This window comes from Pseudomonas spartinae (genome assembly GCF_965197125.1).
In the GTDB taxonomy this organism is placed as follows: domain Bacteria; phylum Pseudomonadota; class Gammaproteobacteria; order Pseudomonadales; family Pseudomonadaceae; genus Aquipseudomonas; species Aquipseudomonas composti_A.
The window spans coordinates 156,488-182,375 of record NZ_CBDAMB010000006.1 but is presented as its reverse complement, the minus strand read 5'-3'; the positions used below and the strand labels follow the sequence as shown (position 1 = coordinate 182,375).

Below are 25,888 nucleotides of genomic sequence, written 5' to 3'. Positions count from 1 at the left end.
AATCCGTGACCGGTCTGTTTATTACTCTGGAAGGCCCGGAAGGCGCCGGCAAGAGCACCAACCGCGAGTACCTGGCCGAGCGCCTGCGCGAGCGCGGCATCGACGTGCTGCTGACCCGTGAGCCCGGCGGTACGCCGCTGGCTGAGCGTATCCGTGAGCTGCTGCTCGATCCCAGTGATGAAGCGATGACAGCCGATACCGAGCTGCTGCTGGTTTTTGCTGCCCGCGCCCAGCATCTGCAGCAGGTGATTCGCCCTGCATTGGCCAGGGGCTGTGTGGTGCTGTGCGATCGTTTCACCGATGCCACCTACGCCTACCAGGGTGGCGGCCGTGGCCTTAGCATCGAGCGCATCGCCCAGCTGGAACAGTTCGTCCAGGGTGAGCTGCGCCCTGATCTGACGCTGATCTTCGATCTGCCGATCGAGATCGGTCTGGCTCGTGCTGCGGCTCGTGGACGTCTGGATCGTTTCGAGCAGGAAGGCCGTGGCTTCTTCGAGGCCGTACGCCAGGCCTACCTGCAGCGCGCCGCGCAGGCGCCACAGCGCTATCGCGTGCTGGATGCCGGGCAGACCCTGGCCCAGGTGCAGGGCGATATCGACGCCTTGTTGCCGAGCCTGCTGGAGGCCTGCCGTGGCTGAGGTCTACCCCTGGCAGCAATCGCTCTGGCAGCAGCTGGCCGGACGCACGCAGCATGCCCATGCCTATCTGCTGCATGGCCCGACCGGTATCGGCAAGCGCGCGCTGGCCGAGCGTCTGATGGCGCGCCTGCTGTGCCTGGCGCCCAATGGCCTGGATGCCTGCGGTAACTGCAAATCCTGTCATCTGCTGGCTGCCGGTACCCATCCGGACAACTTCGTGCTCGAGCCCGAGGAGGCGGACAAGCCGATCAAGGTCGATCAGGTGCGTGAGCTGGTCGAGTTCGTGGTGCAGACCGCGCAGCTCGGCGGACGCAAGGTGGTGCTGCTGGAACCGGCCGAGGCGATGAACCTCAATGCCGCCAATGCGCTGCTGAAAAGCCTGGAAGAGCCCTCCGGCAATACCGTGCTGCTGCTTATCAGCCACCAGCCCAGCCGTCTGCTGCCGACCATCAAGAGCCGTTGCGTGCAGCAGGCCTGTCCGTTGCCGAGCGAGGCGATGAGCCTGACCTGGCTGGCCCAGGCGCTGCCCGAACTGGGTGACGATGAGCGCGCCGACCTGCTGACTCTAGCGGCGGGGTCGCCACTGGCTGCCGTTCGCCTGCAGGCTCAGGGGGTACGCGAGCAGCGCGCGCAGGCAGTGGAGGGGGTAAAGAAACTGCTCAAGCAGCAGATTTCGCCGAGCCAGTTGGCGGAAAGCTGGAATGCGCTGCCGCTGAATCTGCTGTTCGACTGGTTCTGTGACTGGGCGCAGCTGATGCTGCGCTACCAGCTGACCAAGGACGAGGAAGGGCTGGGCCAGGCCGACATGCGCAAGGTGGTGCAGTACCTGGCGGACAAAAGCGCGCAGGCCAAGGTGCTGGCCATTCAGGAGTGGCTGCTGATGCAGCGGCAGAAGGTGATGGGTAAAGCCAACCTCAATCGCGTGTTGCTGCTGGAGGCCTTGCTGGTGCAGTGGGCCGCTCTACCGGGACAGGATCGCGGTTGAGCCGAGTCGGGTAGCAGGATTCGGCAGGCCGTCACATTCTGCTGGCTGCCTGCCACCCGGTTGTTTGCGCATGAGTATGAACAGGCCCTAGAATCAGCCATTAAGCAATAAACGCCAGGAATGCGCTGATGAGCCTGCCACCCAATCTGGGTCCCCGTAACGGAATTCTGTCCCTGACCATCAAGGATAAGTCCGTGCTGTACGCGGCCTACATGCCTTTCATCAAGAATGGCGGTCTCTTCATTCCCACCAACAAGAGCTACAAGCTCGGTGACGAAGTGTTCATGCTGCTCAACCTGATGGACGAGCCGGAGAAGATTCCGGTTGCCGGCAAGGTGGTGTGGATCACCCCGAAGGGCGCTCAGGGCAACCGCGCCGCTGGTGTCGGTGTGCAGTTCAACGATGGCGACAACACCGCGCGCAACAAGATCGAAACCTACCTCGCCGGTGCGCTGAAGTCTGATCGGCCGACCCATACGATGTAAGTCTTCTGGCCGCGAACTCGTATCGTCGGGGCTAAAGTCCCTCCCACACGACCAGGCACCTGCTGCTTTCGATTACAATTCGGGCTTTCCCTTTGCCCGAGTTTTCCCGCTGTGCTGATCGACTCCCATTGCCACCTTGATCGTCTCGACCTCGCTGCCCACGGTGGCTCGCTGGATGCTGCCCTGGATGCGGCGCGTGGCGCCGGCGTAGGCCACTTTCTGTGCATCGGCGTCAGCGCTGACAATGCCGCCACGGTCAAGGGCCTGGCCGAACGTTATGACGATGTCGATTGCTCGGTGGGAGTGCATCCGCTGGATCTGCAGCCGGGTGCGGCGCCAGCGCTGGACTGGCTAGTCGGTGAGCTGGCGCATCCGAAGGTTGTCGCCATCGGCGAAACCGGCCTGGATTACCACTACGAGCCGGAGTCTGCGGCACTGCAGCAGGCCTCCTTCCGTCTGCATCTGGAGGCCGCGCGCATCACTGGCAAGCCGGTGATCGTGCATACCCGTGAGGCCCGTGCCGACACCCTGGGGCTGCTGTGCGAAGCGGCGTTGCCACAGGCCGGCGTACTGCATTGCTTCACCGAAGACTGGGAAATGGCCAAGGCCGCGCTGGATATCGGCTTCTACATTTCCCTGTCGGGCATCGTCACCTTCCGCAACGCCGAAGCGCTGCGTGAAGTGGCGCGTCAGGTGCCGGCCGATCGTCTGCTGGTGGAGACCGACTCGCCCTACCTGGCACCGGTACCGCACCGTGGCAAGCCCAACCTGCCGCAGTACGTGCGTGAGGTCGCCGAGTACCTGGCCGTGCTGCGCGGGGTGAGCTACGAGGCGCTAGCCGAGCAGACCTCGAACAACTTCAAGCGTCTGTTCCCGCTGGCCAGCGTCGCCTGAATCCGCGCTAGGTGTGGCGCGTATGAGCCCGCGCAGGCAAAAAAAACCCGGATTCTGGGGGATGAATCCGGGTTAAGACCATTAGGAGTAAATCAAGGTACGCGGTCCACGGTACCTTGGCTGGCGGGGCACTTGGGGGGAGATGCCGCACACCAGTAAATTTCAGTATTGGCCATGATCGGCGAGCGTCCAGGCCAAAGCCTGAGTTTTTTAAACGGATTTGGAATACCGCGGACGCTGTTGAGTCCTCACCCTTTTGCCAGCTGGGTTAGCAGACCCAAGGTCTCTTCGATTACCTGCTCGCTGGTGTAGAAATGCGGCGACAGGCGCACACCTGGACCACGCTGCACGCAGATCACCTGCTCCTCGCGCAGACGTTGGTACAGCGCCGGATTTTCCCAGCCTGCCAGGCTGAAATTGAGGATGCCGGCGCGGCGCGCAGGGGCGAGCGGGCTATGGATTATTGCGCCGGGTAGTCGGCGAATCCCGTCGTCGAAGCGCTGTATCCGTTCTGCCAGCAAGGCGCCGACGGTGGTCATGCCGACTTCTTCCAGCAGCGACAGGCTCGCCTCCAGGGCGAAGGCGCCAAGCATGTTCGGACTGCCGCATTCGAAGCGCCTGGCACTGCGCGCCGGTTGCCAGTCCTGGCGGGTGTAATCGCCGGCATGCTCCAGCATGTGCCAGCCGTACTCGTGAAGTTTCAGCTGATCGCGTACCGCGCTGCGGCAATAGAACACGCCCAGGCCTTCCGGGCCGAGCATCCATTTGTGACCGTCGGCCATGGCGAAGTCGCAGTCGTAGGCCTGGACATCGAAGGGCAGGGCGCCCAGTTGCTGGATGGCATCGATGCAGAACAGCACGCCATGCTGGCGGCAGCCACGACCTAGGCGCGGCAGATCCAGGCGCAGGCCGCTGGCGAACTGCACGGCACTGACTGACAGCAAACGCGTGCGTGGCGTGAAGGCGGCGAGCAGCGCGGCTTCCGGATCCTCGCTCTTGAGGCTGACCTCGACTACCTCGACACCCTGGGCGGCCAGCGCCAGCCAGACGATTCGGTTGGAGGGAAATTCCTCGTCGCTGATGATCACCTGGTCGCCGGCCCGCCAGTCCAGACCGAAGGCCACGAAGGACAGCGCCTCGGACGTATTCTTGACCAGGGCAATGTCACCGGTGCTTGGTGCGTTCAGCAGGCGCATGAGCCGTTCGCGTAGGCTACGCTCAAGTTTCAGCCAGTCGGGATAGTCACGCGCGCCGCTGGTCATGTTCGCTTCCGAGAACCGCCGCACCGCATCAGCACTGCGTTTCGGCCAGGGGGCGACCGCCGCATGGTTCAGATAGCGCAGTCCGTTTTCTTGGGGGAACTCATCATGAAACACGTACATGGTCGGATGATCCGTGCAATTTGGCGGCATTTGGGCATAATAGGCGGCTTCGATTTTTGACCCCGTAGTCCCTTTATGCAGAAAGAACCCCGTAAGGTCCGCGAATTCCGTCGCCGCGAGCAAGAGATTCTCGATACCGCGCTGAAACTCTTCCTCGAGCAAGGAGAAGACAGCGTGACCGTCGAGATGATCGCTGATGCGGTCGGTATCGGCAAAGGCACTATCTACAAGCACTTCAAGTCCAAGGCGGAGATCTACCTGCGCCTGATGCTCGACTACGAGCGCGATCTCAACGAGCTGCTGCATTCGGCTGACGTGGATCGTGACAAGGAAGCGCTGTCGCGTGCGTACTTCGAGTTCCGCATGCGCGACCCACAGCGCTATCGCCTGTTCGACCGCCTGGAAGAGAAGGTGGTCAAGGGCAATCAGGTGCCGGAGATGGTCGAGCAACTGCACAAGATCCGTGCGTCCAACTTCGAGCGTCTGACCCAGCTGATCAAGGGACGCATCGCCGAGGGCAAGCTGGAAGACGTGCCGCCATACTTCCACTACTGCGCCGCCTGGGCGCTGGTGCATGGCGCCGTGGCGTTGTATCACTCGCCGTTCTGGAGCAACGTGCTCGAGGATCAGGAAGGTTTCTTCCAGTTCCTGATGGATATCGGCGTACGCATGGGTAACAAGCGCAAGCGCGACTGAACTCATACGGGGTGCGCCCGGGCGACCCCGACCCGCGGTAAATGCGACCCCGCTCATTCAGCCGGCCTATGGTCCATGTGCCGCGGCCGGCTGCGGCGATATACTCCCGTCATTCCCATCGGAGTTCGCCATGATCGTTGACCGCCAGGGCAGACGCTTTCGCAACCTTCGCGTCAGCCTGACCGCCGCTTGCAACTACGCCTGCACCTACTGTGTACCGAACGGCAAGCGTCTGGTCGCCGCCCAGGATGAACTCTCCGCCGACGCCATGGCGCGCGGTGTGGCGTACCTGATCGAAGCCGCCGGCATCGAGCGCCTGCGCATCACCGGTGGTGAACCGCTGGTCAGCACGCGCCTGGAGCCTTTCCTGCACCAGGTAAGCCAACTCGGCCTCGACGACATCAGCCTGACCACCAACGGCCAGCTGCTCGAGCGCAAGCTGCCGCTGCTGGCCGAGTGCGGGATTCGCCGTCTGAACGTGTCCCTCGATACGCTCGACGCCGATGCCTTTCGCGGTATCGCCCGTGGCGGTGACCTGGCCACCGTACTGGCCGGCATGGAAGCTGCGCGTGAAGCGGGGATGAAGATCAAGGTCAACATGGTGCCGCTGCGCGGGCAGAACCTCGACCAGGTGCTGCCGCTGCTGGAGTACTGCCTGGAGCGTGGTTTCGAACTGCGCTTCATCGAGCTGATGCGCATGGGCCACCTGGCGCGCGACCCCAACGCCTTCAACCAGCAGTTCGTTGGCCTGCCGGAGCTGCTCGAGCTGATCGGCAGTCGCCACCAATACGTTCAGGCCAGCGCTCCGGTCGACGCCACGGCGATGCGTTACGCCATTCCCGGTGCCGGTCATTTCGGCGTGATCGCCAATGAAAGCGTGCCGTTCTGCCGCACCTGCTCGCGCCTGCGCCTGTCGTCTACTGGCTGGCTGCATGGTTGCCTGTCGTCGAGCAACCGCCACTACGTTGGTGACCTGCTGGACAAGCCCCGTCACCAGGCCCTGCCGGCACTCCAGCGCCTGCTGGTCAAGGCGCTGGGTGACAAACAGGACCTGGCCTTCTCCGGCGGCGTCACCGTGATGAAGATCATCGGCGGCTGAGCCGCTGCTGACTCAGTCGTTACGGATGGCCACCGGCGTCATCCGTTGTGCCCAGATCGCCAGGCACACCATCAGCGCCAGAATGCCTGCCAGCACGGCCGATGAGCCGATGGTGCCGAGGTCCAGCCCGCCTTTTTCCGTGCTCTTGGTCAGTACGTCGCCGAGGGTGGCGCCGAACGGGCGAGTGAGCACGAAGGCGATCCAGAACAAGGCCACGCGCGACAGTTTCGTCCGGTAGTAGGCGACCGCTACCACAGCCAGCAGGCCGCCGATCAGCAGGGCGCCACCAGCGAAGCCCAGGCCCGAGTCATCGGCCAGGTAGTCGCCCAGCGCGGTGCCCAGCGTGTTGGAAACGAGGATGGCGCCCCAGTAGAACAGCTCGCCGCGACGGCTGCTGATGTGATCCACCGAGAGAGACTTCTCGCTCAGCCGCCAGGCCGTCAGTACGCTGACCAGCAGCGTCACCAGCACCAGCGCTCCTGCGGCATAACCCAGCCCCAGCGATCGATCCATGAAGTCCGACAGCGTCGTACCGGCTGTGCTGGTGGTGAGAATCACCGTCCAGTAGAGCGCCGGTTGATAACTGCGTGCGCGCAGTTGGCCAAGCAGGGAGACGACGAGCAGGCTCAGCAGCAGCACCGAGCTCATTGCATAGCCCACATCCAGGGTCATCGACAGCAGGTCGCCGGCGGTTTCGCCGAGCGTAGTGGCACAGATTTTCATGACCCAGAAGGCCAGGGTGATCTGGGGGAGTTTGTTCATGGGCGCGCCTCGCACAGTGCCAAGGAATTTGGCAGGTGTCGCAGCCTAGGCAGTGGCGTGTAGAGGCCGCGTCAAAAACGCATCAAAAAAACGTCAAAGGCAATGGACGGAACCAGCGAAGAGCCAGGGCGCTCCAGCGCGCCGTCAGGCCTGGCGCAGAACCTGCATCTGTGCCTTATCCGCCGGTTTTCCGTCACCGGCACGAGGAGGATGGACTGATGCGAAACCTGCTTCTACTGGTGGCGCTGCTGGGGTTGGCTGGGTGCATGAAGGTCAGTGATCTGGCCAGCGGCGCCGAGTACCAGCTGCGCGACGCCGGTTTTCTCGACCATGGCCGCACCGAGCGTATGGCTTCGCGGCGCCTGCAGCAGGACTCCTTCATCTACATCGCCCAGGGCCATTTCGTGCCGCCAGGTCACGGCTACCCGAGACCCAACGTGGTGGCCGAGGAGGCGTTCAAGGGGTTCGTCGAGTACTTCCCGCTGGTGCGCCGTGCGCGTGAGCCGGCAGGCCTGGACGAAGCCATGGCCGAAGCCCGCGCCGCAGGCGCGCACTATCTGCTTTACGCCCGTTTCGCCTACAGCGACGACCGTATCGGCAACGAGGATGAGTGGATGGATCAGGAAGCGCTTGATCGCCTCGGCACCGACCGCGCATCAATCCAGCTGATGCTGATCGAAACCAATACCCGCTTTCTGGTGGACACGGCGCGAATCCGCAGTCGTGGCGGATTCCTGACGTTCTACGATGCCCAGCCGCAAGACCTGATCGGCCCGCCGCTGCATGACTATGCGCGTAGCCTGCTGGGTGTCGGGCGCTAGGCTCTGTACGAAAAGTGCCTGCGCTCGGTGATGCTGCGCTGAAATTGCTCTCAGAATGCTCATTTACAGCAGGTAAACTGCGCTTCTTCGAGCAATTTCGCGGGGCCGCCATCGGTATTGCCTGACCTTCGCTCGACGACTTTTCGTATAAAGCCTGAGAGTGGGGGTAACCGGCGCGCCGCTCTTGTGGGAGGGGCTTTAGCCGCGACAGGTGGCAGGGTGTATCCTCTTCGGTTCGCGGCAATAGGGCGCCTCTAAAAATTACCTGCGTTGCCATTGCTGCGTTAAAAACAGCCTCAAAATGCTCATTTACAACACGTAAACTGCGCTTTTTCGGCTGTTTTTGCCTTGCACTGGCTGCCTCGCCTACATTTTTAGAGGCGCCCAATATGGACGAGGAGAGAGCATGAGCGACCCCGGTAAGGCGGGTGATCTGCTGGCGCAGATTCCCAAGGGCGAAGGCAAGGGCCTGCCCCCCGTGCACCTGTGGAATCCCGATTTCTGTGGCGATATCGACATGCGTATCGCCCGCGATGGCACCTGGTATTACCTGGGCACACCCATCGGCCGCAAACCCATGGTGCGGCTGTTTTCCACCATCATCCGCCGTGACGGTGACGACTATTTCCTGATCACCCCGGTGGAGAAGGTCGGCATTCAGGTCGAAGATGCGCCCTTCGTCGCCGTGACCCTGCAGGTCGAAGGTGAGGGCGAGGCGCAGCTGCTGCGTTTTACCACCAATGTCGAGGACGAAGTCGTCGCGGGCGGCGAGCACCCCATTCGGGTCGAGATCGACTCTGCGACACTCGAGCCCTCGCCCTACATTCTGGTGCGGCGTAACCTCGAAGCGCTGATTCACCGCAACGTGTTCTACCAGTTGGTGGAACTGGCGGTAGAGCGCGAGGTCGACGGAGAACCCTGGTTGGGCGTGTGGAGCGGCGGGGTGTTCTATCCCATCGGGCCTTCTCCGGCCTGAAGTCGCGCCAGTGTGCACGGCGCACCCTGCGGATTTGACAGGAGACGCAAATGGATGAGCATCGCATCGAAACCGAACGGCTGACGCTGCGTCCGCCGCAGCTGCAGGATGCCGACGAGATTCAGCGTCTGGCCGGCGATTTTCGTATCGCCGACGTCACCAGCAGCATTCCGCATCCCTATCCGCCCGAGCTGGCTCAGCGGTGGATCGAACGTTGCGTGCAGGATTGGGCGAGCGGCGCGGCGGCCAACTTCATCGTCACCGAGTCGGACAGCGGCAAGCTGGTCGGCAGCATGGCGCTCAAGGACATTGGCCGAGGCGAGGCCGAGGTCGGTTACTGGATCGGCGTGCCGTACTGGAGCCGTGGCTACGCCAGCGAGGCGTGCAATGCGCTGGTGGACTTCGCCTTCCATCAGTTGCGTCTGCGCCGGCTGCACGCCAGTCATCTGGCGCGCAACCCGCAGTCCGGTCGTGTGCTGTTCAAGGCCGGCTTCCGTCATGTGGGGCTGGGGCACAGCCAGTGCGGCTGCCACGGCAAGATGGAGCCGGTCGAGCTCTACGAGAGGGTCTCCGACGAGTGATTCGCGCCTTGTTCATCTGCAGTCGCAATCGATTACGCAGCCCCACCGCAGAGCGGGTGTTCGCCAACTGGCCGGGTGTCGAGACCGACTCGGCCGGGCTTGCCCCAGACGCTGAAATTCGCCTCTCGGCAGAGCAACTCGACTGGGCGACGCTGATCTTCGTGATGGAGAAGAGTCAGCGCAGCAAGCTGAAGCGTCAGTATCGGCAGATCCTGGCGGGCAAGCGGGTTATCTGCCTGGATATTCCCGATGACTACGCCTACATGCAGGCGGAGCTGGTCAGCCTGTTGCAGCGCAAGGTTCCCGCCTTGCTGCGTTGAGCCGCACTCAGCGCACCCGATCCCGGCTCTGTACGGCCAAGTCCAGCGCCTTCTGCATGTCCAGTCGCGCCGAGCGACCAACGTCCTTGTCGCGCATCTTGTAGTTGCGCTCTGACGGCAGGATCGGCGCGGTCAGGTCTTCGGCGTCCATCGGCTCGAAGTCGTAATCACCACCAATGGTCATGGCGCTGCGCCGCAGCAGCATGCGCACCTGTTCCGGCTGCAGGCGCGGGTTGATCGACAGCATGGCGGCAACCACCCCGGTGACCAGTGGCGTGGCGTAGGAGGTGCCGCAATGCACTTCGCCGGTTGCGTCGGTTTCGCGGGTGGAAGCACGGGCGCAGGCCGCCGCGGTGATGTCGACGCGCATGTCGACGTTCGACGAGTCGCGCTTGACCACGTAGCTCGGGTCGTCGATCTCGGCCTCTTTTTCCTGGCTGCGCTGATGTCCGCCGACCACCAGCAACTGCTCGGTGATGAAGGAGGAGGGCAGGCGGTACTCGTCACGGCCGGAGTAGGACGAGCCGTTGCCGGCGGAGTTGATCACCAGCACGTCCGGGTGTTCCTCGCGCAGCCACAGGAAGAACTCTTCCAGCAGCTCTTCGTAGCCGCTCATGGCGATGCCAGAGCGCACCAGCGAGTCGATCTCGTCGCCTTCGACATTACGCGTGCCGACGCGGTGGATGCCCCAGCTCCAGTTGAGTACGCGCACGCCGTCTTCGACCAGGTTCACCGACGCGGCGATATTGGCGGTGATGCCGGCATCCGAGTTGCGCTCGACGATGACCTCGAAGCCCTGGCTGGCCTTGTCCAGCCCACGCAGGAAACCGGTGTTGCCGCCCTTGTCCCAGTGTGCGGCAAGGATGCCGGCCACGGTGCTGCCGTGATTATTCGGTTCGCCTGCGTCACGTGCATAGACGCAGGTGCGTGGTTTACCGTCTGGGCAGGCGCCGAGGTAATCGGCGAAATCGGGCGCGTCGAAATCGACGTTGCGTTCAATCACGCCGATGCGGATCGGCTCGGCTTCAATGGGCGTATCACCCGCCGGGATGCGCCGCTGGTAATAGTTCACCGCATCCATGAAGCGGTTTGCCGCCCATTCCTCGGAGTTCTTTTCCGGTTTGTGCGCCGGCTGACGCGCGGCTTCGCTTTCCTCGCCGCGCTCCGGTGCGCTTTCTTCCACCACCACAGCGTCGACGCTGGTTTCGTTGCCGATGCGCAGCACCAGCGCGTCGCGCTCGGTGAGGTTTTTCACCGGCAGGCGTAGCTGGTAGACGTTCAGCGGGGCAATGGCGCCGACCACCTCGGCGTCGTACTTCTTGGCCAGGCGTCTGGCCTCGTCGAGGCCGTCGTGGCTTTCCTCGATCAGCAGGCTGACCAGATCGACGTAGGTGGTCAGGCCATCCATGTTCTTCGCCACTTCATCCGGGCCGGCTGCGAGCACATGGCTGCGATGCAGCGACAGCCACACCGGATTGCTGGCGCGCGAGCCGTCCTCCAGCCACAGCGGCGCGCTGCGATGTTCGCCGCTGCTCAACTGCAGGCGCAGGCCGTCGCCACTGCGTTTGACGGCAGAGGCAGGCAGGGTGTCGTCGCCGAGCCGCAGCCTGGGCAGTTTCGCGCCCAGGCCGCGTACCTTCAGGCACCACTCCTGCCGCTCGCTGGCGAGCAGGTCGCCGCAGCGTTGCAGGCTCTGGATACGCAAAGGCTCCTGAGCCTCAGCAAGCGGGCTGAGCACGGTCATGAGCAGAGCGGAGAGAAGGGCGCGGTTGGGCAGCATGGGGCAGGGTTCCGTGACGATTGTCCTGCTTTTCCGACTGCCTTCGCTGTTCATCGTTCAGCTGGGGCCGAGCGCAGCGCGAGTGGTGAGCGCCACTGCAGATCACATCGCTAACAGTTAATTGTTATAGTATTACGTCCCATTCATGCCCCACTCGAAGCCTTTCATGTCCTCCAATCGTCTGCTCTCGATCGACGCCTTGCGCGGTTTGGTCATCCTCTTCATGTTGCTCGATCACGTTCGCGAAACCTTCTACCTGCACCAGCAGGTCGGCGACCCGATGGACGTGACCGCCACCGACCCTGCACTGTTCTTCAGCCGCACCCTGGCGCATCTGTGTGCACCGGTGTTCATCCTGCTTACCGGGCTTTCCGCGTTCCTCTATGGGGAGAAGCAGATGAGCCCGGCGGCGACCAGCGCCTTTCTGTTCAAGCGCGGTTTGTTCCTCGTGGTGCTGGAGTTCACTCTGGTCAACTTCGCCTGGACCTTCCAGTTCCCGCCCACGGTGATCTACCTGCAGGTGATCTGGGCCATCGGCCTGAGCATGCTGGCGCTCGCTGTGCTGCTATGGTTGCCGCGAATGCTGCTGGCCATTCTTGGCCTGGCGCTGGTGGCCGGGCATAACCTGCTCGATGGACTGCACTTTGGCCCGGAGTCGGTGATGCACATTCCCTGGGCGATCCTGCATGACCGTGGCTGGCTAGAGTTTTCCGACACGCTGCACCTCCGTACGTCGTACCCGGTGCTGCCATGGATCGGGGTGATCGCTCTGGGCTATGTGATTGGCCCCTGGTTCCGTTGGTCGAGCGCGCCCGAGCAGCGCCTGCAATGGCTGCGCAAGGCTGGCTTCAGCGCGCTGGCGCTGTTCGTCGCACTGCGCCTGATCAATGGTTACGGCGAGAAACCCTGGGCATTCGAAGAGACCGGCCTGCAGACGCTGATGAGCCTGCTCAATATCACCAAGTACCCACCGTCGTTGCTGTTCCTGGCGCTGACGCTGGGCATCGGTTTGTTGCTGCTGGCGGTCTTCGAGCGCCGCAACGATGGACGCATGGTGCGTACCCTGGCTGTGTTCGGCAGTGCGCCGATGTTCTTCTACCTGCTGCACCTGTATGTGCTGAAGCTGCTTTACATCGCTGCCTTCGCTATCTGGGGTGCGAACCAGGGGCATTACTTCGGCTTCGATTCGATGGGTTGGGTCTGGGCCGCGACGCTGGTGCTGGCCGTGGTTCTGTTTCCACCCACGCAATGGTTCGCTCGGCTCAAGGCGCGGCGTCGCGACATTCGCTGGTTGAAGTACCTCTGAGGGCAGTTGTCGTAGGGTGCGTATGCGCACCCTAGGTTCGCTCGGCATTGGCATTATGTGCGCTGTAGGAGTCCGCTTGCGGGCGATGGCTGCCTGACGCGATCGCCGGCAAAGCGGCTCCTACAGATTGGGCTTCGGACCGTCTCCAGAGTGAATCTACAGCTTCATATTCACCGACAGATAGGCCGAGCGACCGGGTGCTGGGGAGAACATCGGCTGGTCATCACCGCCCCAGAAGAAGTTGTCGAACCACACGTACTCATAGTCGCGATCGGTGAGGTTCTTCATCTGTAGGTCGAGGCTGGTGGTGGCCGACAGCTGATAGCGCACGTTGGCATCGAGTACCGCGAAGCCGCCGTACTTGCCTTGCTCGTTCTGCTCGTCGATGTAGTAGTCGCCCTGCGCGCGGGCCGACAGGCCGAAGCGCCAGGCGTCGTTGAACTGATAGTCGACACCCGCATTGCTGATGTAGCGCGGCGTGGAGAACACTTCCTTGCCCGCCAGCGATTGCCCATCAGCGGTCAATGCACTGACCACCTTGGCTTCCTGGATGGCATGCGAGCCCCACACCGTCCATTGATCGTTCAACTGCGCGGTGAGCTGCATGTCGATGCCGCGACGCTTGGTTTCACCCAGGCCAACGGTGGTGCCGGTGCTGGGCATGTTGGCCACTTCGTCGGTGGCTTCCTGTTGCCACACGGCGATGCGCGCTTCGGAGCCCGCGAAGGGTTTGAACTTCACCCCCACTTCCTTGCCGGTATTGATCGACGGCTTGTACGAGGCCTGGCCGGCGGTCATGTAGGCCGGTGCGGTCGACCCGGTGAGGATCTGGAAGGTGCGTCCCCAGTTGGCGTAAACGTTGAGATCTGGGGTGATGCTGTACACCACGCTGAGCTTGGGCTGTTCGATCCAGCCGTAATCCTGCAGCTCGGCCTTCTCGCCGTTCATCAGCTCGGTATTACCGGAGAACTTGTCGACACGGTACGCCGGGATGATCTTCAACTGCTCGATGGGCTGGATGATCGCCTGGGCATAGGCGCCGGTGTTGTACAGCGTGTAGCTGTCGTCATTCTGCGTGCGCGCAGGCGCTGCGTCGAAATCGGTGGGAATGCTGAAGTTGTAGCGGTAGCGACGGTACTCGTTGTTCTGCTGCTCGTAGTTGATGCCGCCGTCCAGGGTCAGCATTTCGTGGGCACGCCAGGTCAGATTGCTCAGCATGCCGGTCTGGCGCTCCTGCCACTGGCGGCGCTGGCGCGGGGCGTTGCCGACCGGGTAGCTGGTGAAGGTCACGGTGCGGTCATCGTCGTAGCTGTTGTAGTACAGCTTGTTGCTCAGGCTCAGATCGTCGCTGAGCTGGAAGTCGGCATGCGCGCTGAGGTGCTTCATGTCGCGGTCGTCGCCATCGTTGGCGTTCTTCTCCGGCGACTGCGAACGGCTCGCGGAAAGCTCCTGCGCGGTGAGAAAGCCCGGCTCTTCGGCCTGATGGTGGTAGAGGCGGGCGACCACGCCGAGCTTGATGGTCTGCGCGTCATCGGTGACGAACCACTTGCCGCCCAGGGAGTATTTGTTGGAGTTGCTGTGGTCGCGGAAACCGTCTGAATCCTGCTTGGCCAGGAAGTAGTTCTGCGCGAAGTTGCCTTCCTCGTGGCCCACGGCCAGCTGGAGTTCGCGGGTGTTGAAGCTACCGTAGGTCAGGCGGCCGTCGGTGTAATTACCGCCCTGACGGGTGACGAAATTGATGTTGCCGCCGATGTTGTGCAGGCCGTAGCGCGGGTCGTTGGTGCCGCGCACCACTTCGATGTAGTCCAGGTCCAGCGGGAAGATCATGTCGATGAAACGCTGGTTGCCGCTGTTGACGTTGCTCGGCACGCCGTCGATCAGCGTCTTGATGCCATTGATGTAGCCCTCGCCGTTGAACGCGCGGAAGGTCACCTTGCCGGACTCGGCGCCCATGCGCGTTTCGGTCAGCTGAATGCCGGGCATCTGGCCCACCAGCTCCCAACTGTTCATCACGTTTTTGTCTTCGATCTTGTCGCTGCCCATGATGTCGACCGAGGTCAGGATGCTGTCGGTGCGCAGCGTGCCGCTGGCTTCGGGGGTGACATAGACCGAGCCGAGCGAGACGGTGGAGTTGCCGGACGAGGCGGCGTGAATCTGAGGCGTGACCAGGGCGGTCATGACGGCGATGGAGGCCGAAGTGGCTTTCATGGGTATTCCTAGCGTTGCGTTTTATAAGTGAGGGGGGAGGGTGTTCTGCTGGCTACTGCCGAAAGGTATCGACGCGCCATTTTTAAAGATGTTATAGCATAACATTATTGGCGTATGCGGCCACCTTCGAACCTTGCTGTCAGGGGCGGAAAAGGCTCTGGCTAGAGCCATCGCTGGCCGAGCACTCAGCGCAAGGGCTGATGGGGCGTGGCGCGGGGCGCACGAACGATTAGACGTCGGGCCACTTATGACGTATCACTATCAGGCGTCTTCCGCGTTTTTATCCAAGCAGAATCACTATGCAGTCTCTGTGTTCTGGCAACGCGCCCAATGGCGCCAATGATGAGCGGCTCGATGGCTTCGTGCGTCTGCTTGGTCGCTACTTCGACTCGGCTGCCGTGCTGGTCTGCGGTGTTGGCTCTGCGCGCCATGTCTCGGCTAGCCCTGGCCTGAGCGATGCTCGCCTGGCGGAGATCATCGGCACCCACTCAAGCTCACCCAGCATTGTCGTCTGGCCACTGCAGGCGCAGGCGGGTGCCCGGCTCGGCACGATATACCTGTGCTTGCACCAGCCCCGTGCGCTCGACGCCGAGCAGCATCAGGCTCTGCAGGACTTCGCCAGGTTGATTCTCGACCTGCTGGAGTGCGAAGCGGACGCAGCCCGGCAGCGTCATGAAATCGCCACCCTGCAAGGCAGCGAACGGCGCATGGCACTGGCCATCGCCGGTAGCGGCACAGGCATCTGGGATCGTGATATCAGCAGCGGCGATATTCACTACTCCAGCAGCTGGAAGGCGCTGCTCGGTTATGCCGATCATGAAATCGGCAATCGCATCGAAGAGAGCTACACCCGCGTGCATCCGGCCGACCTCGACTACGTGCGCGCGACCATCCAGGCGCACCTGGATCAGCGCACTGAGGCCTATGAGGTCGAGCACCGCCTGCGCTGCCGCGACGGCCAGTACAAATGGGTATGCAGCCGTGGCAAGGTGGTCGAGCGCGACCAGCACGGCAAACCGCTGCGCATGATGGGCACCACCACCGACATCACCGCCATGCGGCGTCTGTCCGACCAGGTGCAGCAGACCGCTGCCCTGATGACCGACCTGACCAATGAAATCCCCGGCATGGTCTTCCAGTTCCGTCGCCAGGCCGACGGAACGTCCGGCTTCACCTACGTCAGTGCAGGTTCGCAAGCCATCTGCGGCCTCAGCGCGACGCAACTGATGCAGGATGCCCAGGCACTGACGGCCATCGTCCACCCGGACGACCGCATGGCGTTCACCGATTCCCTCCGGCTGTCGACCGAGCAACTGACGCCCTGGCACCTGGAGTTTCGTGTGCAGGTGCCAGGACGGGAAATCGCCTGGTGCCAGGGCGAAGCCTGCCCGCGCCGCGAACAAGACGGCAGCGTGATCTGGCATGGCTTCATGACCGACGTCACCGGGCGCAAGCAGATCGAGGCCGAGTTGCAGGCGTTCGCCACCACCGACTTCCTCACCCAGCTCGCCAACCGTCGGCACTTCATGCAACAGCTCGAAGCCGAGTTGGTGCGCCTGCAACGCAGCCCCAAGCAGAGCGCGGCGATCCTGATGTTCGATCTGGACTACTTCAAAACCATCAACGACCGCTGGGGCCACGACGTCGGCGACCAGGCCCTGCGTCACTTCGCGGCGATTCTCCGGGCCCAGCTACGCAAGACCGACAGCGCCGGGCGCCTGGGCGGTGAAGAGTTCGCCGTGGTGCTCAGCGAAGCGGATCTGGACAAGGCCATGCACTTCGCCAAGCGCATCCAGAGCGAGCTGGCCAAGACGCCGATCGTGCATGCCGGGGAGTCCATCTTCCTGGCTGTCAGCGTTGGCATCTCATCGCTCAACGCCAGCGATGCCAACGTCGAAGCCGCTCTTTCGCGCAGCGATATCGCCCTGTACTGCGCGAAACGCGGCGGGCGCAACCGGATCGAGCACCATTGATTTGCCTCTGACTCAGGCGGCCCTCAGCGCCTGGCTGATCGCCTCGTTGAACGCGGTGAGATCGCCCGGGTTGCGCGACGTGATCAGCGTCCAGCCCTGGCACGGGCACACCTGCACTTGGGCGTCCACCCAGCTTGCGCCAGCGTTGCTCAGGTCAAGGCGCACGCTGGAGTACGACGTCATCACCTTGCCCGACACCACACCGGCGTCGATCAGCAACCAGGGGCCATGGCAGATCGCTGCGACCGTTTTGCCGGCATCCCGAAATTCCTGGACCAGGCGCTGGGCATCCTGGTCCTGGCGCAGGTTGTCTGCATTCACCGTGCCGCCGGGGATCACCAGCAGGTCGTAATGCTCAGCGCTCTGCCCCTTGAGTTGCGTGTCCGACTGCACGGTAACGTCTTTCTCGCTGTCCTTGAGCCAGGTTTCGGTCTCGCCACCTTTGACGCTGGCATGAGTGACGCTCGCGCCCTGAGCCTTCAGTGCCTGCATCGGTTTGAGCAACTCATCGCGCTCGATGCCCATGTTGGCTGTGATGAACAGTACCTTCTTGCCTTGCAGATTCGAACTCATGATCGATACCTCCGCTGATGCGCCGCACGGGCGCCGTGAGTGAACGCGTTGTTGACCAACGCGGCCTGCATCAGGGTTGAAAGGCACAACAAACAGAAGTTCGAATTGATTGGCGAGCGGCGGGCGCGATCAGCCCGTCGTGGCGGCTCACAGCTTCGCCGAAGGTAACTGCAGCCAGACGGAGAACAGGCCCAGCACGCTCCAGAACACGATGAACAGCCAGGGTGAGCGCAGAAAGAACGACAGCGACTTGTAGGTGTTCTCCCAGCTGGCCTCCTGCTCGCTGAACAGGGAGGAGTCATCATAGGCGTGGCCGAACTCCGGGTCGCTGTGCAGCAACTGCACCTGCTTGTAGTGCCAGTGCTCGATGATGGTGGCAGAGGCCCTGATCCCCGGCCAGGCGTGCAGAGAGTTGATGATGCCCAGCAACGTGAACAGCGCCGGAACCACCAGGGTGAACAGCGCCCCCCAGTTTTCGTTCGAGTTGGCCATGGACGATGCATAGGCGATCACCAGAAACGACTGCGCCGTCAGATAGGCGTTGGTACGCCCGGCCAGCAGGCTGGTCTCGTACTGAATCTCCCGCCGATAGAAATCCAGCCGCTCCTTCGGCGTGCCGAAGATCATCCACTCCGCCTGCTTCTCGAGCTGCGGGTCATGAACTTCGGAGGTAATGATTCGGGCGCTTTTCATGGGCTGTGCTCGACTGTCAGTGGGCATGCCCGACAGACGAGCAGCCGCTTGGGGGCTGACGAGTTAGACCGCGAGCCCTCCAGTCATTCACTGTTTTTAAATAACCGGCCTGCCACGCGCGCCGCGCAACGCCAGTGGCATCTGTGCTGGACGCTCGGCGCAGGGCTGACTAACGTGGTCGCCTCAGTCGAACCACCACAGGACATCGTCATATGGACGTGCAATGCAATTCCCTCGAAGAGGTGCGCGAGCGCATCGACCAGATCGACCGCGCCATGGTCGATCTCATCGCCCAACGCGGTGGCTTCGTCGCCCAGGCGGCGCGTTTCAAGAAAGACAGTGCGGACGTTCGCGCCCCTGCGCGCGTCGAACAGGTCATCGCCAAGGTGCGTGCACTCGCCGATGAGCGCGGCGCCTCGGCAGCGGTGGTGGAGCAGGTTTACCGGGCGATGATCGCCGCATTCATCGACGAAGAACTGCGCACCCATGCCGCCTTGAATGCAGGAACAAACGGCGACGCCTGAGTGGCGCCGCCGCTGACGCTGGGCCTAGCGCTGGCTCAGCGTCGCTACCGATACGCCGGAGGCCACGAAGGTCATCCCGGCGCCCAGATTCAGGCCCTTCACCACTCGCGGGCGCGCCTGCAGATAGCGCGACAGTGAAGTGGCGAATACGCCCATCAGCGCGAAGCCAATTGCCGTCAGCACCGCGAACCACAGACCGTAAACCAGCATCTGCGTGCTCACCGAACCGCGCTGCGGGTCGACGAACTGCGGGATGAACGCCAGCACGAAAAAGCCCGGCTTGGGGTTGAGCGCGGCGGACAGAAAACCGGTGAGAAAGATACTCGGCAGCGATTGCCGCGTGACGGAGCGAAAGCTGATCAGGTTGCGCGTGCGCAGCACCTTGATACCCAGCCACAGCAGATAACCGGCGCCGATGCACTTGATCAGCCAGAACGCCAGCTCCGACGTCTGCATCAGCAGGGTCAGCCCCAGCGACGCCGCCAGTACGTGAAACAGAATCCCGGTGCCCGATGCCATGCCTGAAACGATGGCTGCCAGGCGCCCCTGACCGAGCCCGCGCGCCACCGCCAGCAGATTGTCCGGGCCGGGAGCCAGTACCAGCAAAATGCAGGCGCCCGTGTAAGCCAGCCAGGTATCGATGGGGAACATGTACACCTCCATGCCGAAACGAATGAGGGCTCCGCCCCCTGAGGCGGCAGACACTAACGCAGCGAACGTGATCGCGGCAAACCATCGTGGCGGGACTTACGACCTGCCCACGGATTGGCCGGCACAGCCAAGGCCACTCGCTTTGCACGCAACGCATACGAGCGAGTGGCCTTGCTCCGTTTCAAGCGACAGCTTAGGCGCAGGCCGCAAGCCTACAACCGCAACTCCGTGCGCCTGGCCTGATGCCCGCCGCCGAGCGGCGAGCACAAGCGTTGATGGATGCGGCTGAGAAACCCCAGCTCGAAGGCATGCCGCTGAGCTCCCGGCGGGAACAGCTGGCGCTCCACCAAGAGGTTGGCCCACAGCCAGCCGCTGTTGGCGTCGTCCAGCCAGGCCTGCGCTTGCTGCACGCCATGGATAAAGCTCGCCTGGCTCTGCTCGTTCCAGCCGAACGCCGCGCCTGGGTGGCCGTCGTGGGTGGGTAAGTGAGTGATATGTCGATCAGCCATGGGCATTGCCTCTTTTCGCCTGGGCGATGGCCTGGCGATAGAGCACGATCAGCTCGCTCAGCAGCGCACTGCTGGTGCTTGCCAGCTCCGGCTCCGGCAAACGGCGCAGCAGCTTGGCCAGCAACGCCGCCCTATATTCGGCCGCCGCCTGGGTCGGACAATCGTCCGCCAGATGGCTGTGCAGCGGATTGCGTGGTGCAGGGAAGGGGATAACGACGGATTCAGACTTGGCCATGCAGCACCTCCAACACGGAAGTCGACACGACAGCCAGCAGCCCAGGGCGGAGCCCTTGGGTAAAAGGGGGATAGTGCATTTTCCTTATGCTCCTTCGTGTGATTAAGGAGCCGCCAACCAGGCCTTCCTACGGGCGTTGGGAGGCGGACCGTGCAAGGGTAGGAATACCGGCCACGAAGGACGCCGGCCAGGCCGAGGCCTGCCTCACACGGCCCGCCATAAATGCACAAGAAAACAACAGGCACAAAAAAAGCGCCTGCTCTCGGCTATGGCGCTACCGCGCCCTTCGTGAAAACGGGTTCCTACACCCGGTCACGGGATTGACCGTGACAGGGCGGACTGTAGCGCGGGAGAGGGAGCAGGGCAAGGTTTGGATCGGCAGCTATCGGCCAGGAGCGGCCAGTGAGTGTCTGAGAAAATCACGGCGTTTCATTATTCCTCTGTACACTCTGGATCTGGAGGGACGCAGCCCGATTCCGTTGAGTTATCCAGAGCTTTCAATTGGTAATGCATCATCTGGCTTGGATCTCCCGATTGATATGCTCTCGCTCCCTCATTGATTAAGGAGTTCAGTTCAGTAATTTGATTTGTGGAGCAGCCAATCAGGGACGTGGCTACTAGCCCAGTCACCAAAAAGCGAAGTAGCATATTTTCTTCTCCTACTGAGTGTGAGAAATGTGGTTTGATTTTTCGCCTTGGCGGCGAACTCGCACTATGGCACCGTCTGAGACACATCCATAACTTATAGCGGTTCAATCTGGAAGCTCTTCAGTTTCAGACGAGTTATTACTTGTGTCAATTTTTCAGTCATGACAACTTTCGTGTATTGTTTTATCCGCTTGACTGATCATTATTCTCATCTGTTGGTCGAAGTCTGGCCCTGAGGGGCATTGCTTATTAAGCAAAATACCGATTTCAGCTGTTTTACGTTGAGCTATTGCAGACTGACAAATTGTAGGCCCGCTTCTTTTCGCAGCTTGAGCTAAGCGTTGCGCATAATCTGCTGCTTGATTTTCTGCCGTAGTGCAGTCTTTGCTCAACTGGATACTAGATACTGAAAATGTCACAAGATTTATCTCGGCAAGTACGATTTGCGGCGCGAGCGCGGCTGTAATTAACACAATCTTTGAAATATGGCTCTTCGTTTTCATGTACACCGTCTCCTAGAGGGGTATAAAGACCCGAACACTGATTAAGCGGTATGCTTAATCCTCCCCCGTCATTCACGGGTATTTCATCTACCATTTGGTATATGAAGCTATGAATTGCCCCAGGTTTTCTACACACTTTCTAGGCTCTGATGAACTGCCCCCCGCTCTGATAGACATTTCCTTCATTGAAGATGTAATGGCAGGTTTCTACCCGGCCAGTCTGAGGGGGCTGTGCATCGCAAAATTCATTGGCATTCTGATCGTAGCCAATCTGATTGCATTTAAATTTACCAACTGGCACAGTCGAACCATTTCCTGATTGGCCACCACTGTCCGCTGAAAACTGCACGGGGGTATTATGTGACTTTTGGATTTTCTTGGCGCCCTGACTGATTTCAATAGCTGGACTGGGGTTCGCATAATACGCTGCCTATCAGGCTCGTCGAGATTTCGATCCCTCTCTGAGGGGGCAAGATCATTATTACTGAGCGCATTACGGAAAAGCTCATCAGCACTATCAACTGCGACATTCTCGCCCGCATAGAGACCATTGCCGTGAGTCAATAATAGCAGCGCCAGTATGGAGGCTTTTCGCTTCATGCATGTAATAAGAATGTGCATGCCAAAAAACTAACTCCACCTGTCAATCAGGGGCCAGTCATTAGCAATTTAAATTTATTGCGTACAATAACCAGTTATGACTCCACCACCACTGCCACTATATGTAACATGGCCAGAAGCACTAGCTGGATATTTACAAGCAACCAAGAGGGTTTTTTTGCCTGGTAGTGTGAAGCCAGAACTGCCAGGTTGAATAACCTCTCTGGCAAATGTTTGTCTTGAGCAAAAATCTATATCTGCTGTTTTATTGCAACTAGTTACATCTATCGCAAAGCTACATGTATTTAAGATTTCCCCATAGCCAGAAGACAGGCTTCGATGCTGAGAGTAGAACCTGATGCACTCATTATAAGTTGGTTCTTGGTGAGATGTTCCTTGTGTGTTTTTAATTCTATTGGTAAAAGATAAACCTCTTTCTTGGTCTTCAGCCGCAGAAACGGTTTTTTGCATACCAAGCGAGGTTTGCTGCGATCTGTATAGCTCCTGCGAGCTGTTTCTATGACTACTTTTCTGCTTTGCACTTAAAGAGCTAACAGCAGCAGCCCCAACAAGTGCAGCGCCCAGCACCGTTATCAACTGGGCTCCTGGTGAACTATTGTTTTTTACATATCCGGCATCCTCCTCCTCACGATATCCAGGCGGCCTTTTAGTAGATCCGCTAACTCTTTTGTTAGCTATCCATATACCTGTATATTTCGTGCCGTCTGCCCATGTATATACCCCGCTTCCATTCTTATCACCTTTAAACCATTCGCCCACATATAGATCTCCATTTGAATAACGGTAAGTCCCTTTTCCTTGCCGCAACCCATTGACCCACTCTCCGATGTATGAATCTCCACTCGCCCACCGACAAGAACCGCGACCATTCATTCTACTATTTCTAAAAATACCCTTGCACACACGCTTATCTGCGTTGTATTTATATTTCCCGCGACCTTCAGGCTGCGCGTTATAAAGCTCCCCCTCATAAATACCATCAAAACCAGTCATGATTCCATTGCCATACCCAGCATCGCCTCCAGACGTATACTCAACTGTTGTGCAACCATTGATAAATATTAAAAAAAATAGTGCTATCGCGTATTTCATGAGAAATTCTCCACCAGCAGGCCTATCTCATAATTTCATTGCTTCATCGGACTGACTTTCACCTTTCTTTTCCATGAAGCACATCTACCATTTGGTAGATGTGGAACATTTTCATTGGGAGCATGCATGCCAAACGTCAAACCAAGTGACACAGATATACTCGCAGTGATTGAGCGGCTCTATGAGGCGGTTTTAGATGATAGCTCTCTCCAGCCTGCTCTGGCCGGCGCCGCAAGATTAATCGGCGAAGAACACGGAGCTCTGATGCGCTGGGATCGCACCCCAGGTGAGGCTCCATCGTGCATAGCACGCTTCTCCACTGACTCAACCCACTTCGACAGCTGGACCGGACAATACGACGCGCACTACCATCAGTATGATCCGACCATTGACAGCGCAGACACGCACGCTAGTGGCAGTCTATTTATCAGTTCACGTGAAATATCCAAGCCCGAACAGGCTCGGAGTACTTACCTACAGGAATTTTGTTTGCCTAATGGCTTCTCACAATGGCTGTCCCTTCGAATTGTGAACGGTCCAGCTCAGTTCAGGCTTGCTATCCAACAATCACGAGGTATGCCGGACATTACTGATGATTCAATAGCGCTGCTCAGTCGATTATTACCTCACCTCCGCCAAGTGCTTACTTTGCGCGAACAGAATATTGAACTACGTCATTTGGCTGCTTGTGGTTTAGGTGCACTTAATCTTTTCAACAATCCGGTATGGATTCTTGAGAGCAATGGCCGCATTCACTTTACCAACAAATCTTGTGATGCGAGCTGGGTCAACCAATTGATGCGGGGTAAGCAACAACAATTACAACCCCAGAACCATGCATATGTTGATTGCTTCCGGCGCCTACTACTCAAGGCTTGTACAGGTACCCCTCAAGCCGGAATACTCACCTTAGATGATGGCATCGGGAATAGGTATTGCCTGCACCTAATGCCGATACCGCCGCATCTACCAGTAGCAAATGACAGCAATAAAACACTTGCGCTGATTTTGCTGCAAGGTGGCCCCTTCTCGTCTCAAGGTCTTGGGCAAACACTCGCTCAACTTTATGGCTTTACCCCGGCAGAAATACGTTTAAGTATAGATCTACTTGCGAATCAGACAACCGAAGAAATGGCTGACAGTCACTCCGTCAAGGTCAGCACTGTGCGTATGCAAATCAAGTCAATGCTTGCTAAAAGCAATTGCCGACGTCAGACAGAGCTTGTCCGGTTGTTGGCAAGTTTTTGTAGTCTCTAACAAAAAGCAAAGGGTAGGCTCAGACTTTCTAGCCACAGGGAATTAATCGCTCCTGGTTTTGAAACCACCTAAACGCCTTAAAGGAGGTCGGCGTATGGACTACCCCCCCCCCACCGCCCTAGACATGCCCGCTGGACATCATCGGCGCTCTGTAGCTAGTTGACGCGAAATGACTGCTTCTGGCTGTTATCAGCCAACCTTTTCAGCATCGCGACGCCATCCCCGCGCGGCGAACAGGAAGGTGAGAAAACACAGGCCTGCCAAGCTCAGGAAGGTAACGGAGAAAGCGTTGCTGATCGTTGGTGTGGAGTTATCCGCCAATGTCCGGCTGTCCAATAGCGAGGCAAACAGTAGCGGTAGCAAGGAGGCACCCGTCATCAGGCCAAGGTTGCGTGACAGGCCGAGTAGCCCTGAGAGCACCCCTCGGTGCGCTTCCGCCGCCAGGTTCAGCGCAGCCGTATTGTTGGCCGCCAGGAACAGCTGGAAGCCTGGCGTCATCAGCACTATCGCCAGGATGTAGCCCGGAATTCCGATGAGCATGGGCAACACGGCGAAGCCACACAGCCCCACGCTGGAGAGCAGCAGGCCCGCGAGCAGTGTCCGGTCGGTTCCGAAGCGATCTGCAAGCCTACCCGCCGGCGCTCCCGACAGCGCCGCGGCGCAAGGCCCGGCGGCCATTACCAAACCTGTCCCGGCTTCGCTGAGGCCCAGGCCAAACGAGAGAAACAGCGGGCCAACCACCAGCGTGGACATCATGATTGTCGCCACCACGAGGTTCATGGACAGTGACGTGGCGATACCGCGTCCGCGCGCAAGCGCTAACGGGATCAGGGGATTGGGCACGACCCGCTCGGTACGGATGAATACGAGAAGCGCAGCGGCGGCCAACACCAGCAGCATCCAGGGGGCAATGGCCACGCCGACCCGGCCCCCGCTGGCCGCGAGTGCAAAGCAGAGCAACGCTGCCGATAGCCAGCCGCTGCCGGCCCAATCGATGCGTGCGGAGTTTTCAGTGGGTGCCGTTTTTCCAATGCCGCTAGCAGTCAGAACCAGCAAGCCGCTACCGCATAGCGTCAACAGAACGAAAACGGAGCGCCAGCCAAATTCGCCGATCAGGATGCCGCCGACCGAAGGGCCTAGTGTGGTTCCGATGGCCGACATCGTTCCGAGCAGGCCCATCGATGCACCCAGGCGCTCTTTCGCAATCAGGGTCTTGGCGATAGAAAGCGGCAGCGCCATCAGCGTTGCCGCGCCCAGCCCCTGCGCCGCGCGACCTGCGATGAGCCAACCCAGGGTCGGCGCCACTGCGCAGCCGGCAGAGGCCAGGGTGAACAGCAGGATGCCGCCCATCAGCACGCGGCGATTTCCGTAGAGATCGCCCATTCGTCCTGCAACGACGATGACGCAAGTCAAGGCGAGCAGGTAGGCCAGTACGACCCATTGCACCTGCTGCACGCCGGCCGAAAAGACGGTTGCCAGGCTGGGTAGTGCAACGGTGGCGATGCTGATGCCAAGCGAAGCGAGCAGGATGGCGCCGGCCAGTGCCGCGAGTGTTCGTTTGTTGGCCGCAGGGGAGGGGTGAGGTTTCATGTGCGATGTCTGCCTATCGGGGGGGCGATGGCCTACTGTGCAAATTCAAGTCAACTTGAGGTCAAGCATGACGCTCGTCGATATCG

At 60.4% G+C, this 25,888-nt stretch carries 26 protein-coding genes; 14 read left to right on the top strand and 12 right to left on the bottom strand.

What is annotated here, in order from left to right; genetic code table 11:
- Positions 1 to 5 precede the first annotated feature (5 nt).
- From tmk to ACN8M7_RS15145, 4 genes are all read left to right on the top strand, one after another.
- Positions 6 to 638: a dTMP kinase gene (gene tmk, locus ACN8M7_RS15160; protein WP_490261291.1), complete on the top strand. Its 633-nt coding sequence runs from the start codon at positions 6 to 8 to the stop codon at positions 636 to 638.
- On the top strand, positions 631 to 1,623 hold the full coding sequence (locus tag ACN8M7_RS15155; protein ID WP_490261290.1) for a DNA polymerase III subunit delta': 993 nt from the start codon (positions 631 to 633) through the stop codon (positions 1,621 to 1,623). Before tmk ends, ACN8M7_RS15155 begins: the two co-directional genes overlap by 8 nt.
- Positions 1,624 to 1,751: 128 nt before the next feature.
- Complete coding sequence (locus ACN8M7_RS15150) at positions 1,752 to 2,108, top strand: PilZ domain-containing protein (RefSeq protein ID WP_003245164.1); 357 nt, start codon at positions 1,752 to 1,754, stop codon at positions 2,106 to 2,108.
- Between the two features lie 111 nt (positions 2,109 to 2,219).
- The gene (locus ACN8M7_RS15145) at positions 2,220 to 3,002 is read left to right on the top strand and encodes a TatD family hydrolase (protein WP_490261289.1); all 783 of its coding nucleotides are present in this window, start codon (positions 2,220 to 2,222) and stop codon (positions 3,000 to 3,002) included.
- A 248-nt stretch (positions 3,003 to 3,250) separates the two neighbouring features.
- Here ACN8M7_RS15145 and ACN8M7_RS15140 read toward each other — a convergent pair whose 3' ends face one another.
- Complete coding sequence (locus ACN8M7_RS15140) at positions 3,251 to 4,384, bottom strand: aminotransferase class V-fold PLP-dependent enzyme (RefSeq protein WP_490261288.1); 1,134 nt, start codon at positions 4,382 to 4,384, stop codon at positions 3,251 to 3,253.
- Between the two features lie 75 nt (positions 4,385 to 4,459).
- On the opposite strand from ACN8M7_RS15140, the gene ACN8M7_RS15135 reads away from it, so the two are divergent.
- Both ACN8M7_RS15135 and ACN8M7_RS15130 read left to right on the top strand, forming a co-directional pair.
- The gene (locus tag ACN8M7_RS15135) at positions 4,460 to 5,080 is read left to right on the top strand and encodes a TetR/AcrR family transcriptional regulator (RefSeq protein WP_003245158.1); all 621 of its coding nucleotides are present in this window, start codon (positions 4,460 to 4,462) and stop codon (positions 5,078 to 5,080) included.
- 130 nt (positions 5,081 to 5,210) lie between these two features.
- On the top strand, positions 5,211 to 6,179 hold the full coding sequence (locus ACN8M7_RS15130; protein WP_490261287.1) for a GTP 3',8-cyclase MoaA: 969 nt from the start codon (positions 5,211 to 5,213) through the stop codon (positions 6,177 to 6,179).
- Positions 6,180 to 6,191: 12 nt separating this feature from the next.
- Here ACN8M7_RS15130 and ACN8M7_RS15125 read toward each other — a convergent pair whose 3' ends face one another.
- Positions 6,192 to 6,941, bottom strand: coding sequence for a COG4705 family protein (locus tag ACN8M7_RS15125; protein WP_490261286.1), 750 nt, complete (start codon positions 6,939 to 6,941; stop codon positions 6,192 to 6,194).
- Between the two features lie 218 nt (positions 6,942 to 7,159).
- Here ACN8M7_RS15125 and ACN8M7_RS15120 point away from each other — a divergent pair, with 218 nt between their 5' ends.
- The 4 genes from ACN8M7_RS15120 (at position 7,160) to ACN8M7_RS15105 (ending at position 9,639) form a co-directional block, all read left to right on the top strand.
- On the top strand, positions 7,160 to 7,762 hold the full coding sequence (locus tag ACN8M7_RS15120) for a DUF4823 domain-containing protein (RefSeq protein ID WP_061240358.1): 603 nt from the start codon (positions 7,160 to 7,162) through the stop codon (positions 7,760 to 7,762).
- Between the two features lie 406 nt (positions 7,763 to 8,168).
- Complete coding sequence (locus tag ACN8M7_RS15115; RefSeq protein ID WP_490261285.1) at positions 8,169 to 8,738, top strand: DUF1285 domain-containing protein; 570 nt, start codon at positions 8,169 to 8,171, stop codon at positions 8,736 to 8,738.
- A gap of 50 nt (positions 8,739 to 8,788) precedes the next feature.
- Positions 8,789 to 9,319: a GNAT family N-acetyltransferase gene (locus ACN8M7_RS15110; protein WP_490261284.1), complete on the top strand. Its 531-nt coding sequence runs from the start codon at positions 8,789 to 8,791 to the stop codon at positions 9,317 to 9,319.
- On the top strand, positions 9,316 to 9,639 hold the full coding sequence (locus tag ACN8M7_RS15105; RefSeq protein WP_490261283.1) for a low molecular weight protein tyrosine phosphatase family protein: 324 nt from the start codon (positions 9,316 to 9,318) through the stop codon (positions 9,637 to 9,639). Before ACN8M7_RS15110 ends, ACN8M7_RS15105 begins: the two co-directional genes overlap by 4 nt.
- Positions 9,640 to 9,646: 7 nt before the next feature.
- Here ACN8M7_RS15105 and ACN8M7_RS15100 read toward each other — a convergent pair whose 3' ends face one another.
- Positions 9,647 to 11,419: a S8/S53 family peptidase gene (locus tag ACN8M7_RS15100; RefSeq protein ID WP_490261282.1), complete on the bottom strand. Its 1,773-nt coding sequence runs from the start codon at positions 11,417 to 11,419 to the stop codon at positions 9,647 to 9,649.
- Between the two features lie 166 nt (positions 11,420 to 11,585).
- Here ACN8M7_RS15100 and ACN8M7_RS15095 point away from each other — a divergent pair, with 166 nt between their 5' ends.
- A complete protein-coding gene (locus ACN8M7_RS15095; protein WP_490261281.1) occupies positions 11,586 to 12,725 on the top strand; it encodes an acetyltransferase domain-containing protein in 1,140 nt (379 codons plus the stop codon).
- A 156-nt stretch (positions 12,726 to 12,881) separates the two neighbouring features.
- On the opposite strand, the gene ACN8M7_RS15090 is transcribed toward ACN8M7_RS15095, so the two are convergent.
- Positions 12,882 to 14,933, bottom strand: a complete 2,052-nt coding sequence (locus ACN8M7_RS15090; RefSeq protein ID WP_490261280.1) for a TonB-dependent receptor — start codon at positions 14,931 to 14,933, stop codon at positions 12,882 to 12,884.
- A gap of 299 nt (positions 14,934 to 15,232) precedes the next feature.
- On the opposite strand from ACN8M7_RS15090, the gene ACN8M7_RS15085 reads away from it, so the two are divergent.
- Positions 15,233 to 16,906: a sensor domain-containing diguanylate cyclase gene (locus tag ACN8M7_RS15085; protein ID WP_490261279.1), complete on the top strand. Its 1,674-nt coding sequence runs from the start codon at positions 15,233 to 15,235 to the stop codon at positions 16,904 to 16,906.
- 12 nt (positions 16,907 to 16,918) lie between these two features.
- On the opposite strand, the gene ACN8M7_RS15080 is transcribed toward ACN8M7_RS15085, so the two are convergent.
- Both ACN8M7_RS15080 and ACN8M7_RS15075 read right to left on the bottom strand, forming a co-directional pair.
- Complete coding sequence (locus ACN8M7_RS15080) at positions 16,919 to 17,479, bottom strand: type 1 glutamine amidotransferase domain-containing protein (protein ID WP_490261278.1); 561 nt, start codon at positions 17,477 to 17,479, stop codon at positions 16,919 to 16,921.
- A gap of 147 nt (positions 17,480 to 17,626) precedes the next feature.
- The gene (locus ACN8M7_RS15075) at positions 17,627 to 18,172 is read right to left on the bottom strand and encodes a hypothetical protein (protein WP_490261277.1); all 546 of its coding nucleotides are present in this window, start codon (positions 18,170 to 18,172) and stop codon (positions 17,627 to 17,629) included.
- Positions 18,173 to 18,384: 212 nt separating this feature from the next.
- Here ACN8M7_RS15075 and ACN8M7_RS15070 point away from each other — a divergent pair, with 212 nt between their 5' ends.
- A complete protein-coding gene (locus tag ACN8M7_RS15070) occupies positions 18,385 to 18,696 on the top strand; it encodes a chorismate mutase (protein WP_490261276.1) in 312 nt (103 codons plus the stop codon).
- A gap of 24 nt (positions 18,697 to 18,720) precedes the next feature.
- On the opposite strand, the gene ACN8M7_RS15065 is transcribed toward ACN8M7_RS15070, so the two are convergent.
- The 5 genes from ACN8M7_RS15065 to ACN8M7_RS15045 form a co-directional block, all read right to left on the bottom strand.
- Complete coding sequence (locus ACN8M7_RS15065; RefSeq protein ID WP_296235986.1) at positions 18,721 to 19,347, bottom strand: LysE family translocator; 627 nt, start codon at positions 19,345 to 19,347, stop codon at positions 18,721 to 18,723.
- Between the two features lie 212 nt (positions 19,348 to 19,559).
- Positions 19,560 to 19,856, bottom strand: coding sequence for a LasR-specific antiactivator QslA (locus ACN8M7_RS15060; RefSeq protein ID WP_197432190.1), 297 nt, complete (start codon positions 19,854 to 19,856; stop codon positions 19,560 to 19,562).
- Positions 19,849 to 20,091, bottom strand: coding sequence for a hypothetical protein (locus tag ACN8M7_RS15055; RefSeq protein WP_490261275.1), 243 nt, complete (start codon positions 20,089 to 20,091; stop codon positions 19,849 to 19,851). Before ACN8M7_RS15055 ends, ACN8M7_RS15060 begins: the two co-directional genes overlap by 8 nt.
- Positions 20,092 to 20,894: 803 nt before the next feature.
- Positions 20,895 to 21,242 carry a hypothetical protein gene (locus tag ACN8M7_RS15050; protein WP_490261274.1) on the bottom strand — a complete coding sequence of 116 codons (348 nt, stop codon included), beginning with the start codon at positions 21,240 to 21,242 and terminating at the stop codon, positions 20,895 to 20,897.
- A 675-nt stretch (positions 21,243 to 21,917) separates the two neighbouring features.
- A complete protein-coding gene (locus ACN8M7_RS15045; protein ID WP_490261273.1) occupies positions 21,918 to 22,955 on the bottom strand; it encodes an MORN repeat-containing protein in 1,038 nt (345 codons plus the stop codon).
- Positions 22,956 to 23,081: 126 nt separating this feature from the next.
- Between ACN8M7_RS15045 and ACN8M7_RS15040 the strand changes: the two genes are divergently transcribed.
- Complete coding sequence (locus tag ACN8M7_RS15040) at positions 23,082 to 24,212, top strand: helix-turn-helix transcriptional regulator (RefSeq protein WP_490261272.1); 1,131 nt, start codon at positions 23,082 to 23,084, stop codon at positions 24,210 to 24,212.
- Positions 24,213 to 24,401: 189 nt separating this feature from the next.
- Here ACN8M7_RS15040 and ACN8M7_RS15035 read toward each other — a convergent pair whose 3' ends face one another.
- On the bottom strand, positions 24,402 to 25,802 hold the full coding sequence (locus ACN8M7_RS15035; protein WP_490261271.1) for an MFS transporter: 1,401 nt from the start codon (positions 25,800 to 25,802) through the stop codon (positions 24,402 to 24,404).
- Positions 25,803 to 25,888 lie beyond the last annotated feature (86 nt).

Coding starts and splice junctions, on each gene's coding strand:
- ACN8M7_RS15150 (WP_003245164.1), top strand. CDS start 1,752: ATGAGCCTGCCACCCAATCTGGGTCCCCGTAACGGAATTCTGTCCCTG.
- ACN8M7_RS15140 (WP_490261288.1), bottom strand. CDS start 4,384: ATGTACGTGTTTCATGATGAGTTCCCCCAAGAAAACGGACTGCGCTAT.
- ACN8M7_RS15135 (WP_003245158.1), top strand. CDS start 4,460: ATGCAGAAAGAACCCCGTAAGGTCCGCGAATTCCGTCGCCGCGAGCAA.
- ACN8M7_RS15130 (WP_490261287.1), top strand. CDS start 5,211: ATGATCGTTGACCGCCAGGGCAGACGCTTTCGCAACCTTCGCGTCAGC.
- ACN8M7_RS15125 (WP_490261286.1), bottom strand. CDS start 6,941: ATGAACAAACTCCCCCAGATCACCCTGGCCTTCTGGGTCATGAAAATC.
- ACN8M7_RS15120 (WP_061240358.1), top strand. CDS start 7,160: ATGCGAAACCTGCTTCTACTGGTGGCGCTGCTGGGGTTGGCTGGGTGC.
- ACN8M7_RS15115 (WP_490261285.1), top strand. CDS start 8,169: ATGAGCGACCCCGGTAAGGCGGGTGATCTGCTGGCGCAGATTCCCAAG.
- ACN8M7_RS15110 (WP_490261284.1), top strand. CDS start 8,789: ATGGATGAGCATCGCATCGAAACCGAACGGCTGACGCTGCGTCCGCCG.
- ACN8M7_RS15100 (WP_490261282.1), bottom strand. CDS start 11,419: ATGCTGCCCAACCGCGCCCTTCTCTCCGCTCTGCTCATGACCGTGCTC.
- ACN8M7_RS15095 (WP_490261281.1), top strand. CDS start 11,586: ATGTCCTCCAATCGTCTGCTCTCGATCGACGCCTTGCGCGGTTTGGTC.
- ACN8M7_RS15090 (WP_490261280.1), bottom strand. CDS start 14,933: ATGAAAGCCACTTCGGCCTCCATCGCCGTCATGACCGCCCTGGTCACG.
- ACN8M7_RS15085 (WP_490261279.1), top strand. CDS start 15,233: ATGCAGTCTCTGTGTTCTGGCAACGCGCCCAATGGCGCCAATGATGAG.
- ACN8M7_RS15080 (WP_490261278.1), bottom strand. CDS start 17,479: ATGAGTTCGAATCTGCAAGGCAAGAAGGTACTGTTCATCACAGCCAAC.
- ACN8M7_RS15075 (WP_490261277.1), bottom strand. CDS start 18,172: ATGAAAAGCGCCCGAATCATTACCTCCGAAGTTCATGACCCGCAGCTC.
- ACN8M7_RS15070 (WP_490261276.1), top strand. CDS start 18,385: ATGGACGTGCAATGCAATTCCCTCGAAGAGGTGCGCGAGCGCATCGAC.
- ACN8M7_RS15065 (WP_296235986.1), bottom strand. CDS start 19,347: ATGTTCCCCATCGATACCTGGCTGGCTTACACGGGCGCCTGCATTTTG.
- ACN8M7_RS15060 (WP_197432190.1), bottom strand. CDS start 19,856: ATGGCTGATCGACATATCACTCACTTACCCACCCACGACGGCCACCCA.
- ACN8M7_RS15055 (WP_490261275.1), bottom strand. CDS start 20,091: ATGGCCAAGTCTGAATCCGTCGTTATCCCCTTCCCTGCACCACGCAAT.
- ACN8M7_RS15050 (WP_490261274.1), bottom strand. CDS start 21,242: ATGAAAACGAAGAGCCATATTTCAAAGATTGTGTTAATTACAGCCGCG.
- ACN8M7_RS15045 (WP_490261273.1), bottom strand. CDS start 22,955: ATGAAATACGCGATAGCACTATTTTTTTTAATATTTATCAATGGTTGC.
- ACN8M7_RS15040 (WP_490261272.1), top strand. CDS start 23,082: ATGCCAAACGTCAAACCAAGTGACACAGATATACTCGCAGTGATTGAG.
- ACN8M7_RS15035 (WP_490261271.1), bottom strand. CDS start 25,802: ATGAAACCTCACCCCTCCCCTGCGGCCAACAAACGAACACTCGCGGCA.